This window comes from Streptomyces sp. NPDC058373 (assembly GCF_042723275.1).
In the GTDB taxonomy this organism is placed as follows: Bacteria; Actinomycetota; Actinomycetes; order Streptomycetales; family Streptomycetaceae; genus Streptomyces.
On record NZ_JBHXJE010000001.1, the window covers coordinates 67,777 to 79,477 of the forward strand.

The following is an 11,701-nucleotide window of genomic DNA, read 5'->3' on the forward strand; positions in this document are numbered from 1 at the left end:
GAGCCACCCGACGTGCTCGTCCGCTTCGCTCCCAGCGCGCGACGGGTGGCTCGACGACGACGCGCCCCTTCGGCTCCCGAAGCCGGCTTGTCGGGCAGGCGGGTGATGGCTCGCTCCGGCAGACGGGCGAACGTGCAGAGGCTCCGCACCCCGGGTCAGGGGGCGGAGCCTCTTTTGCCTGCTGCCGGGAGGGGACGCCGGGAGGGCTAGGACCCCTCGTCCGGCGGGGCCGTCTCCAGGGCCGCCGCGACCTTGCTGAGCTGGCCGATGGAGGCGCTGCCGGTGACGATCGTGGTGGCGTCGCCGTCCTGGCGGACCAGGGCGTCGTACCGCTCGCCCTCGTACCGCTTCCAGGGCTCGCCCTTGATGGTCTGGGTGATCTTGGTGGCCTCCGCGTTCTGCGTGGCCTCCTTGATGAAGCGCTCCGGCTTGTCCACGGACTGCTCCACCCCGACGTACTTGCCGTCCGGCGTGTAGAGGCCGAGGTGCCAGCGCTCGCTGTCCTCACCCTTGTACCGCACCGTGGTCGCGCGCCAGTCGTCCGGCAGCCCGACAGGGGCCGCGACCGGGTACGAGGCCGCGCGCCGGGCGGTGGTCAGCTCGACGTCGTAGCTGATCGCCTGCGGGGGCTTCTCGGTGTCGTCGTGCGGGACCAAGACGTAGATCCCCGCGACCACGATGCCGATGGCGGCCATCGAGAGGATCATGTCCTTGACCGTCTGCTTGCCTTTCATACCTGCCACGGGACCATCGTCGCAGGTGCCCGGCCTCACCCCTCCCCCACCCCGGCCAACCGCCCATGAGCAGCGGTTTCCGGACTTCACCGGTAGGAAAACCAGACGATCTGCTCATCCGTGGCCCGGTCTGCTCATATTGTCGACCTACCGATAGAGTCCGTTCATCACCCTCATCCGGCCGTCGTCGTACAGAAAGGTGCGCCCGATGACCGAGCACCATCTGCCCGCTCCGCTAGAGGTCTCTCCGGAGGCCCCCGACCGCAACCTCGCGCTGGAACTCGTGCGGGTCACCGAGGCCGCCGCCATGGCCGCCGGCCGCTGGGTCGGCCGCGGTGAGAAGAACGGCGCCGACGGCGCGGCCGTCAAGGCCATGCGCACCCTCGTCTCCACCGTCTCGATGAACGGCGTGGTCGTCATCGGCGAGGGCGAGAAGGACGAAGCGCCGATGCTCTTCAACGGGGAGCGCGTCGGCGACGGGACCGGCGCCGAGTGCGACATCGCCGTCGACCCGATCGACGGCACCTCGCTCACCGCCAAGGGCCAGCCGAACGCCGTCGCGGTACTGGCCGCCGCCGACCGCGGCACGATGTTCGACCCGTCGGCCGTCTTCTACATGGACAAGCTGGTCACCGGTCCGGCCGCCGCCGACTACGTGGACATCAACGCCCCCGTCTCGGTCAACATCCGGCGGGTCGCCAAGGCCAAGGGCGCGACGCCCGAGGACGTCACCGTGGTGATCCTGGACCGCCCGCGCCACGAGGGGATCATCCAGGAGATCCGCGAGACCGGCGCGCGGATAAAGCTGATCACCGACGGCGACGTGGCCGGGTCGATCCTGGCGGTGCGCGAGGGCAGCGGAGTCGACCTGCTGCTCGGCATCGGCGGCACCCCCGAGGGCATCATCTCGGCCTGCGCCATCAAGTGCCTCGGCGGCACCATCCAGGGCAAGCTCTGGCCCAAGGACGACGAGGAGCGCGCCCGCGCCGTGGAGGCCGGGCACGACCTGGACCGGGTCCTCTCCACCCACGACCTGGTCAGCGGCGAGAACGTCTTCTTCGTCGCCACCGGCATCACCGACGGCGAGCTGCTGCCCGGCGTGCACTACAGCGCCGGTTCGGCCACCACCTCCTCGCTGGTGATGCGCTCCAAGTCGGGCACGATCCGCCGGATCGACTCGACCCACCGCCTCTCCAAGCTCCGCGCCTACAGCGCGGTGGACTTCGACCGGGCGAAGTAGCACCCGGGGCCGGCCCGAGCGGAGCCGGCCGGATGAGCGGGCCGGCTGGGCAGGAGCCGGTACGAGCAGCAGGGGCGGGGCGCCATGTGCGGTGGCGCCCCGCCCCTGTCGGCGTTTCGGGGCCGGTGCGAAGGCACGCCGGTCAGGGGCCGAGATCGACCGCCAGCGAGTAGACGCGGGTGATCTGGGTGCTGTTGCCGTTGTCGTCGGAGACCAGGTAGAGGGGATGGCGGCCGGGGTGCGGGGCGGCCGTCCAGCGCGGCCCGAGCGCCATGCCCTCGACGTTGTCGAGGAGCGGGTTGGCCTGGTCGCCCTCGGAGGTGGCGACCGCGCCGGGTCCGCCGGGCGGACAGTCGGCCAGGTCGAAGAGGAGCTTCGAGGAGGCCAGCGCGTCGGCCGGCAGCCGGAAGAGGGATTTCACGCCGGTCACGTCCCTGGCCCCGGTCAGGTCGATCTCCACCACTCGTACGGCGTTGCCCCGGCCGAGCGTGTACTGGCGCTCCAGCGCGAGCAGCCGCCCGCCGCCGACGGCCGCGAGGTCGGCCAGCATCAGGCCGTCGCCCGCGAGGTAGGCGTAACTCTCGTCGGGGCGGTAGGCGCCGCCGGGCGTGCCGGTGTAGCGCTGGACGCGGATGATGCCGCGGCCCCGGGTGTCGCCGTCCTGGGCGAGCGGCGCCTCCCACCCGGCGTAGAGGTGGCGGCCGTCCGGGGAGAGGGCCAGCGACTCGATGCTGCGGCCGGTCTGGGCGCCGCCCTCCGGCCAGTAGCGCAGCTCCTTCGGGATCGCGAGGTCCTCGCCGACCTGGCGTCCGGTGACCAGGTCGAAGCGGCGGATGGACGGCCCGGTCTCGGAGGCGACCAGGGCGGTCCGGCCGCCCTGCTCGACGGCGAGCGCCTCCGCGTCGAACCAGCTGTCCTCGAACGCGGAGCCGTCCGCCTGCCGGAGCGTACGGGCCTTCTCGGCGACCGGGGCGAGCCGCTCCGGCTCACCGAGGTCGACGGGGAAGATCCGGCCGGGCTCGTTGTCGGTGACGGCGTACGCCTTGGCGCGGCTGCCCGGGGCCAGGGCCAGCCCGGAGAGCCCTTCGACGGGCTCGTACTCGACGTCCTTCTTGTCCAGGCCGTCGGAGTGGTCGAGGAGGACGGCACGCTCCGAGCAGGCGCCGAGGGCCGGGGCCGGGTTCCACCGCTGGTACGCGTCGACGGCGGCGGGCACCCCGAAGGCGCCGACGCCGACCCCGGCGAGGGCGAAGGCGGTGGAGAAGAGGGCCAGGCGGCGCCGGGACGGGCGGGGCGGGGTCAGGACCGGGTCGGGGGCCGGGGCGGGTTGGGCCGCCGGGTTGCGGACGAAGCCGAGGGCGCCGATGTGCGTCCGGCCGCTGGCCTGCTCCGGGGAGGGCGCCTTCGGGAACTCCCGTTCCAGCAGGGCGCGGGTCTGGTCGAAGAGGAAGTCGAGGCTGAGCCGTTCGCGACCGTCGGCCGCCCCCTCGGTGATGACCTTGACGAGCGCGCCGGTGAAGGCGGTGCAGGAGTCCGGGTCCTCGGCGTGCGCCTTGCGGTCCGGGGGCGCCGAGGCCATGGTGTACCAGCCCGAGCGGACCGGGCGGTCGTCCGGCTCGGTGGGCTTCGGCTCGGCGGCTTCCGTGTCGGGGCGAGGGGCCGCGGGCTCCCCCGCCGCGGGACCCCGCTGGGCGGGGGCGGCGGAGACCAGGATGCGGGCGGCGGCGCGGCTGCCGATCTTCGCCTGCTCGGCCGGGCCCATCCGGCCGTCGGCCAGTCCGCTGTAGCAGCAGTCGATGATGAGGACACGCCGCTTGGCCTGCCCTTTTCCGTGGATGGCCCGGCGCAGGTGCTCGACGGGAAGGCAGAGGTCCGGTGCGTCGTGGACCGAGTCGATGTGGGTGAGGAGGAGGTTGTTGGTCTCGTCGTCGATGAGGCCGTGGCCCGCGTAGTAGACGATGAGGGTGTCCGTGGCCTGGGCGGCGGCCTTGCGGATCAGATTGCCGATCTCCGCGCTCTGCGTCGGGTCGAGGAGCTGGGAGACCCGGTCCTCGGGGAAGCCGCCGATGCGGGGGTCGAGGAAGATCCGGCGGAGGCCGGCCAAGTTGTGCCGGACGCTCGGCAGTTGGGTCAGGTCGGGGCTGCGGTAGGAGGCGGCGCCGACCAGGACGACGTGCGAGGCCTCCGGGTTGATCCACTCCCGGCCCACCGCCGCGGACTCGGCGGTGCGGGGCGGCTTCGTCACCGGCCACCCGCTGCCCGGTCGTCGCCGTCGGGGCGGCCGGTGGCCGGGCCGTCGCCTTCCGAGCCGTCGCCGTCCGGAGCGTGGCCGTCCGGGCTCTCGTCGCCCGGGCCCGCCCCGGGCATCGCCTCCACCCCCAATTCCCGCAGCAACTCCGCCCGTCGGTCCGGGTCTCCGCCGTCCAGGACGACCACGACGGGCGGCCGCTGAGGCCGCTTCGCGTGCCGCCAGGCGGTGAACGAGAGCGGGAACTCCGCCAGGGCGACCGCCGACGAGATGACGGCGAGGACCACCTCGACCGACGGGCCCATCACCCCGGCATCCTCGTCGACGACGGCCTCCAGCCGGACGCCGTCCCTCAGCGCCTGGTCCTTGGCGAGCCAGCGGTGGAGCGACCGCAGCTCCGCCTGCGCCTCGTCACCCGCCTCGGCCGCCGCGAATCCGATCCTCACGCGTCCCTCCCCCTTCGCGTGGGCACCTCGGCCACACGGAGCCCGCCAGGCCCCGCGCGCCGCGCCCAGTCCCCCGCCGGTCCCCCCGACGCTGTGGTCACACGGACACCAATTCCACAACTCCCCTTCCCACCCCAGGGGTTACGAACCCTCTCCGGGCATGCCGAAGGGGCGCCCCCCGCCGGAGGGGCGCCCCTTCGGTGCGGGCGTCAGCCCGCGGCGGCTATCGGGCCGGGGGCGAGGTCGAGGTCACGGCGCCGGCGGCGGGCCAGGACCACGCGGCGCTCGGCGGCGGTGAGCCCGCCCCAGACGCCGTACGGCTCGGGCTGGAGCAGGGCGTGCTCCCGGCACTGGATCATGACGGGACACTGGGCACAGACCCGCTTGGCGGCCTCCTCGCGGGCGAGGCGGGCCGCGGTGGGCTCCTTGGACGGGGCGAAGAAGAGGCCCGCTTCATCCCTGCGGCAGACGGCGTCCGAATGCCATGGGGTGTCCTGGTCACGCTCTCGCGCGGGCACCCGCTGGGGCGGCACGGTGGCGACCAGGGACTGATGCGGCGGATGCTGCACGGTCTACTCCTGACGACGGCTTCGCGAGCGAGCGGCGATGCACCAAGCAATACCCGCTGTGCGCGGGCCTATGCACTGCGTTGGCGCGTACCGCCGTCAGGACAGTTCCGCCCGGTCACCGGACACGGTGACCGCCGTCCGGCCTCAACTGCCCAGATGCTTGCGGAGCTTGTGGTGCAGATCCCGAAGGACCGAGCCGCGCTTCGGCTTGGCCTCGACGCTCCCGAGGACGGCGACGCCACTGATCTGCACGACGGGGGCGCCGGCGTCGGGGGACTCCAGGTGATCCACCTCGAAGCTGCCGAGGACGCCGCCGCCGGAGCCGCGCAGGGTGACGTTCTCGGGGACCGTCACTTCGACGCTCCCGAGGACGGAGAAGGCCTTGATGACGATGTGCGGATACTCGAAGAGGGCCTCGCTGAGGTCGATCTCGACGTTCCCGAAGACCGCGTACGCGTGGGTGCGGCGGCCGGGGCGCCAGCGGCCCTTGCGGACGGCGCTGGAGAAGACCGCCACGAGGTTCTCGTCCGGCTCCGCCGGAACCGTGCCCGGGCCGGGGGCCGGCGCCGGCGCCGCGGAGGTGCGGGCTCCGGGCAAGTCCCTGACGAGGGGCTCCAGTTCGCCGAGGGTGCGGGCGGCGTACACCCCGTCGATGCGCTCGGAGTGCTCCTCGGCCGTGAGGCGCCCCTCGGCGAGGGCGTCGCGGAGGAGGTCGGCGACGCGGTCGCGGTCGGCGTCGGAGGCCCGCAGGTCGGCCTCGGCCGTGGGCTGGGCCGCTGCCGCGGCCGGGGTTCGGGGCGCTTCGGGGGAGCGCTGGGGCTGCTTCTGGAGGTCCACCCTGCCAGAGTACCCAGACGCGATAGATCGCGACCAGGGGCGACACCCCGGAAATCTCCCGAACTGGGCCTGCCTCAGGCGCCGGCTGGGCTTGGGGGCGTGGCCTCGAACGCCGGCCGGGCTGGGGGTGCCGGGTTGCGGTCCGTGCGCCGCCGCCCGTCACAGATGGCCTCAAGCGCCGGCCGGGCTGGAGCGGGGTGCGGTCCAGCCCGGCCCGCGGGCTCAAGATGGCCTCAAACGCCGGCCGGGCTGAGATGGGCTGGAGCGGACCGGAGCGATTGCTGCCCCTCGGCGGCCAATATCCAGCCCGGCCGGCGCTTGAGGCCACCTGCGACCGGCGCGGGAGCACGAGCCGCACCCCATCTCAGCCCGGCCGGCGCTTGAGGCCACCTGTGACCGGCGCGGGAGCGCGAGCCGCACCCCATCTCAGCCCGGCCGGCGCTTGAGGCCACCCGGGAAGGCAGGGCGGACGGCCCCCAGCCAACGGAGCGGCCCGGCCCCCAAGTGAGCCTTACCTCACAAGAGCGTCACCTTCGGCGCGTCTTACGCTGGTGGACGCTGCCCGCAGGGACCAGCCAGCGACCCTTGAGTGAGGAATGGGCGAAATGCCGGAGTTTGCGTACACCGATCTGCTGCCGACCGGAGAGGACGCCACGCCGTACCGGCTGGTCACCTCCGAGGGCGTCTCGACCTTCGAGGCCGACGGGCGCACCTTCCTCAAGGTCGAGCCGGAAGCGCTGCGCAAGCTGGCCGCCGAGGCCATCCGGGACATCCAGCACTATCTGCGCCCGGCCCACCTCGCCCAGCTCCGCAAGATCATCGACGACCCCGAGGCGTCCTCCAACGACAAGTTCGTCGCGCTGGACCTGCTGAAGAACGCCAATATCGCCGCCGCGGGCGTCCTGCCCATGTGCCAGGACACCGGCACCGCCATCGTCATGGGCAAACGCGGCCAGAACGTGCTCACCGGGGGCGGCGACGAGGCGGCCCTCTCGCGCGGCATCTACGACGCGTACACCCAGCTCAACCTGCGCTACTCCCAGATGGCCCCGCTGACCATGTGGGACGAGAAGAACACCGGCTCGAACCTCCCGGCCCAGATCGAGCTGTACGCGACCGACGGCGGCGCCTACAAGTTCCTCTTCATGGCCAAGGGCGGCGGCTCCGCCAACAAGTCCTTCCTCTACCAGGAGACCAAGGCCGTCCTCAACGAGTCCTCCATGATGAAGTTCCTGGAGGAGAAGATCCGCTCGCTCGGCACGGCCGCCTGCCCGCCGTACCACCTGGCGATCGTCGTCGGCGGCACCTCGGCCGAGTTCGCGCTGAAGACCGCCAAGTACGCCTCCGCCCACTACCTCGACGAGCTGCCCGCCGAGGGCTCCGAGCTGGGCAACGGCTTCCGGGACAAGGAGCTGGAGGAGAAGGTCTTCGAGCTGACCCAGAAGATCGGCATCGGCGCGCAGTTCGGCGGCAAGTACTTCTGCCACGACGTCCGCGTGGTCCGCCTGCCGCGCCACGGCGCCTCCTGCCCGGTCGCCATCGCCGTCTCCTGCTCGGCCGACCGCCAGGCCGTCGCCAAGATCACCGCCGAGGGCGTCTTCCTGGAGCAGTTGGAGACCGACCCGGCGCGCTTCCTCCCCGAGACCACCGACGAGCACCTGGACGAGTCGGGCGACGTGGTCAAGATCGACCTCAACCGCCCGATGGACGAGATCCTGGCCGAGCTGACCAAGTACCCGGTCAAGACCCGCCTCTCGCTGACCGGCCCGCTGGTCGTCGCCCGCGACATCGCCCACGCCAAGATCAAGGAACGCCTGGACGCGGGCGAGGGCATGCCGCAGTACCTCAAGGACCACCCGGTCTACTACGCCGGTCCCGCCAAGACCCCCGAGGGCTACGCCTCCGGCTCCTTCGGCCCGACCACCGCCGGCCGCATGGACTCCTACGTCGAGCAGTTCCAGGCGGCGGGCGGCTCCAAGGTGATGCTCGCCAAGGGCAACCGCTCCCGCCAGGTCACCGAGGCCTGCGGCACGCACGGCGGTTTCTACCTCGGCTCCATCGGCGGCCCCGCCGCCCGCCTCGCCCAGGACTGCATCAAGAAGGTCGAGGTCCTGGAGTACGAGGAGCTGGGCATGGAGGCGGTCTGGCGCATCGAGGTCGAGGACTTCCCCGCCTTCGTCGTCGTCGACGACAAGGGCAACGACTTCTTCACCGAGCCGGCCCCGTCCCCGACCTTCACCTCGATTCCGGTGCGGGGGCCGGGACTGGCGTAGCCGCGTCCGCGTACGGGTGGCCCCGTCCTGCCGGTCTCCGGTGGGGCGGGGCCGTCCGCGTTCAGTACCGGTACGGGCTCACGCCAGGCTCTGCGCGGCCGAGCCGTCGCAGTTCTGGAGGCGGGCCGGGGTGTCCTTGCCGGTCAGAGTGACGCAGAGGTCCGGGGCCGCGGCCGGGCGGAGGGTCGCCCCGGTGCGGGTGAACTTCTGGTCGGGCTGGCCCTCGCAGTCGTAGAGGACCAGGGAGCGGCCGGCGCGGTAGTCGGCGCCGGGGACGTCGAGGCAGCGGTCGTGGGTGGCCTCGATGTGGACGGCTCCGGTGTCGGGGCTCTGCCACCAGCCCTGGTTGCGGGTGCCGGTGCAGTCCCAGCCGATCAGGGCGGTGTCGTTGAGGGTGTCGCCGCCCTTGGCGTCGAGGCAGACGCCGGTGCCGGCGCGCAGCGGCCCGAAGGCGTCGTCCCAGGCTCCGGCACGCAGGACGGCCTGGCCGGTGGAGCCGGGGTCGGCGCAGCTCGCCTCGCGCAGACCGGTGCCGTGCAGGGCGCTGAGGCAGGCGGCGAAGGCGGCGTGGCCGCGGCCGTTGGGGTGGAAGGACTGGCGGACGGAGTTGGCGTCCGGCGGGAAGGGGTGGGAGAGGTCGACGGTCAGGCCGCGGACCCAGGTGTCGTCGGTGCAGACCTCGTGACCCTGGAAGAGGCGGGAGCCGTCGAGGTAGGTGGCGCCGGCGTCGCGGGCAGCGGCGCGCAGCCCCTTCTGGAAGGCGGGGACGGCGGTGTCGCGGCCCCAGCGGGCGTCCGCGTCGTAGCCGACGCAGCCGCCGGGGAGCTTGCCGGGGAACTTGGGGTTGTCGCGGAAGTCGGGGGTGATGGGGCTGGAGTAGCTCATGAGGACGAGTTCGTAGGAGCCCTCGGTGTACCCGGCGTCGGCCATGACCTTCTTGAGGTCGCCGAGGGCGGCGGTGACCTTGGGGACGAGTCCGTCGACGCGGGCCTGCCAGCCGGGGCCGTACTTCGGGTTGCAGGCGCCCTGGAGGAGCAGGTAGCGGGTGACGCAGTCGGTCATGACGGGGCCGAACTGGAGGTCGTCGTTGGCTCCGGCGACCACCAGGACCTGCTTGATCCGGGTGTTGCGGGCCTTGACGGCGAGGTTGTCGCTCTGGACCAGCTCGCCGGCGTACTGGGGGCTGCCGCCGATGCGGATGTTGGCGGAGTTCGCCCCGGAGCAGGAGACGTTGTACGTGACGTCGGCGGGGATGGTGGTGCGGTGGACGGCGGCGTCCTTGGAGCGGTGGCACCAGTTGGTGGGGCCGTCGGTGCCCGGTTCGTAGTTGCCGACGCCCTCGCCGGAGATCTGGCTGTCGCCGAGCGAGATCAGGGAGGTCTTGCGCTGGTCGAGGGGGCGCTCGGCCGGGTCGCCGTAGAGGGCGGTGGCCTCGGCGGCGCGGATCGCCTCCAGTTCGGTGGGGAGCGGGGCCCCGGTGGCGGCCGGGGCGGGGGCGGCGCCGGCGGTGGCCGGGGTGAGCAGGGCGGCCAGGACGGCGGCGGAGGCGGCGAGGGCGGCGGCCGCGCGGCGGGGTTTGCGGGGTGCGTACGGCGGGCTGGCGGTGCTGGTGCGCTTCATGGCGTCTCCAGTGGGCACGTGTGGCCCATGAGGGTGTCCGTACGGGGCATCCCCACGGGTTCGGCGACGTTGCGGGTACCGGGTGCTACCGAGGGTTTTTACTGGCCGGTAGACGTCAGGGGAATACGTCGAACCAGACAATCGCTCAACTTTTTCGGCGGGCCCGCGCGCCGGAGGTCCATTCCCGCCCCCGGCGCCTCCCCTCGCCCGCCGGTCTCGGAGGTAGGACGACATGACGAGTGACGCTTCCCGCGCGGACACCGACGCCACCGCGGCGGCCGGCGGCGGCTTCCGGGTCGAGCACGACTCCATGGGTGAGGTCCACGTCCCCGCCGACGCCAAGTGGCGGGCCCAGACGCAGCGGGCGGTGGAGAACTTTCCCGTCTCCGGGCAGCGCCTGGAGCGGGCCCACATCGAGGCGCTGGCCCGGATCAAGGGCGCGGCGGCGACGGTCAACGCCCGGCTCGGCGTGCTGGACGAGGAGATCGCCGGAGCCATCGCCTCGGCCGCCGAGGAGGTGGCGTCGGGCCGGTGGGACGGCGAGTTCCCGGTGGACGTCTTCCAGACCGGCTCGGGCACCTCGTCCAACATGAACATGAACGAGGTGCTGGCGACCCTGGCCACCGAGCGGCTCGGCCGCCCTGTCCACCCCAACGACCACGTCAACGCCTCCCAGTCGTCCAACGACGTCTTCCCCTCCTCGATCCACATCGCGGCCACCGCCGCCGTCACCCGCGACCTGATCCCGGCCCTGGAGCACCTGGCGGTGGCGCTGCGGCGCAAGTCGGCGGAGTTCTCCGACGTGGTGAAGTCGGGGCGCACCCACCTGATGGACGCCACCCCGGTGACGCTCGGCCAGGAGTTCGGCGGCTACGCGGCCCAGGTGTCGTACGGCGTGGAGCGGCTGCGCGCCTCGCTGCCGCGGCTCGCCGAACTGCCGCTCGGCGGGACGGCCGTGGGCACCGGCATCAACACGCCCGAGGGGTTCTCGCCCGCGGTGATCGCCGAGGTGGCGCGGGCGACCGGGCTCGAACTGACCGAGGCCCGCGACCACTTCGAGGCGCAGGGCGCCCGCGACGGGGTGGTGGAGACCAGCGGCCAGCTCCGGACCATCGCGGTGGGGCTGACCAAGATCGCCAACGACCTGCGGTGGATGGCTTCCGGTCCGCGCACCGGATTGGCCGAAATCCAGCTGCCCGACCTCCAGCCGGGCTCCTCGATCATGCCCGGCAAGGTCAACCCGGTGATCCCGGAGGCGGTGCTGATGGTGGCCGCCCAGGTGACCGGCAACGACGCGACGGTGGCCGCGGCGGGCGCCGCGGGCAACTTCGAACTGAACGTGATGCTCCCGGTCATCGCCAAGAACGTGCTGGAGTCGGTGCGGCTGCTCGCCAACGTCTCCCGGCTGCTGGCCGACCGCACGGTGGACGGCGTCACGGCGAACGTGGAGCGCGCCCGCGAGTACGCCGAGTCGTCTCCCTCGGTGGTCACCCCGCTCAACAAGTACCTGGGGTACGAGGAGGCCGCGAAGGTCGCCAAGCGGTCGCTGGCCGAGCGCCGCACCATCCGCGAGGTCGTCCTCGACGGGGGGTACGTGGAGCGCGGCGACCTGACGCTGGAGCAGCTCGACGAGGCGCTGGACGTCCTGCGGATGACCCGGCCCTGACCTGCGGCGGGGCCCTGCGGCCCCGGTCCGCGGCACACCGGGAGGCGAGGTGAGCCGCGACCGGGGCG

The 11,701-nt window shown here is 72.8% G+C and carries 9 protein-coding genes; 3 read left to right on the top strand and 6 right to left on the bottom strand.

Annotated elements, in window-relative coordinates; genetic code table 11:
* Positions 1 to 206: 206 nt before the first annotated feature.
* Entirely contained in the window at positions 207 to 734 is a 528-nt protein-coding gene (locus ACFWMZ_RS00340; protein ID WP_383180226.1) for a DUF4245 domain-containing protein, read from the bottom strand.
* Positions 735 to 942: 208 nt separating this feature from the next.
* Here ACFWMZ_RS00340 and glpX point away from each other — a divergent pair, with 208 nt between their 5' ends.
* Complete coding sequence (gene glpX, locus ACFWMZ_RS00345) at positions 943 to 1,974, top strand: class II fructose-bisphosphatase (protein WP_383180211.1); 1,032 nt, start codon at positions 943 to 945, stop codon at positions 1,972 to 1,974.
* Between the two features lie 142 nt (positions 1,975 to 2,116).
* Here the strand turns inward: glpX and ACFWMZ_RS00350 are convergent, their stop codons facing one another.
* From ACFWMZ_RS00350 to ACFWMZ_RS00365, 4 genes are all read right to left on the bottom strand, one after another.
* Positions 2,117 to 4,219, bottom strand: a complete 2,103-nt coding sequence (locus ACFWMZ_RS00350; RefSeq protein ID WP_383198892.1) for an esterase-like activity of phytase family protein — start codon at positions 4,217 to 4,219, stop codon at positions 2,117 to 2,119.
* The gene (locus tag ACFWMZ_RS00355; protein WP_383198894.1) at positions 4,216 to 4,668 is read right to left on the bottom strand and encodes a hypothetical protein; all 453 of its coding nucleotides are present in this window, start codon (positions 4,666 to 4,668) and stop codon (positions 4,216 to 4,218) included. The genes ACFWMZ_RS00350 and ACFWMZ_RS00355 overlap by 4 nt, the downstream gene beginning before the upstream one ends.
* A gap of 209 nt (positions 4,669 to 4,877) precedes the next feature.
* The gene (locus ACFWMZ_RS00360; protein WP_383180202.1) at positions 4,878 to 5,237 is read right to left on the bottom strand and encodes a WhiB family transcriptional regulator; all 360 of its coding nucleotides are present in this window, start codon (positions 5,235 to 5,237) and stop codon (positions 4,878 to 4,880) included.
* Between the two features lie 144 nt (positions 5,238 to 5,381).
* Entirely contained in the window at positions 5,382 to 6,074 is a 693-nt protein-coding gene (locus ACFWMZ_RS00365) for a DUF1707 domain-containing protein (RefSeq protein ID WP_383198896.1), read from the bottom strand.
* Positions 6,075 to 6,679: 605 nt separating this feature from the next.
* On the opposite strand from ACFWMZ_RS00365, the gene ACFWMZ_RS00370 reads away from it, so the two are divergent.
* The gene (locus tag ACFWMZ_RS00370) at positions 6,680 to 8,347 is read left to right on the top strand and encodes a fumarate hydratase (RefSeq protein WP_383180196.1); all 1,668 of its coding nucleotides are present in this window, start codon (positions 6,680 to 6,682) and stop codon (positions 8,345 to 8,347) included.
* Between the two features lie 78 nt (positions 8,348 to 8,425).
* Here the strand turns inward: ACFWMZ_RS00370 and ACFWMZ_RS00375 are convergent, their stop codons facing one another.
* Positions 8,426 to 9,967: a ricin-type beta-trefoil lectin domain protein gene (locus tag ACFWMZ_RS00375; protein ID WP_383198898.1), complete on the bottom strand. Its 1,542-nt coding sequence runs from the start codon at positions 9,965 to 9,967 to the stop codon at positions 8,426 to 8,428.
* Positions 9,968 to 10,199: 232 nt separating this feature from the next.
* Here ACFWMZ_RS00375 and ACFWMZ_RS00380 point away from each other — a divergent pair, with 232 nt between their 5' ends.
* Positions 10,200 to 11,633, top strand: a complete 1,434-nt coding sequence (locus ACFWMZ_RS00380) for a class II fumarate hydratase (protein ID WP_383198900.1) — start codon at positions 10,200 to 10,202, stop codon at positions 11,631 to 11,633.
* Positions 11,634 to 11,701 lie beyond the last annotated feature (68 nt).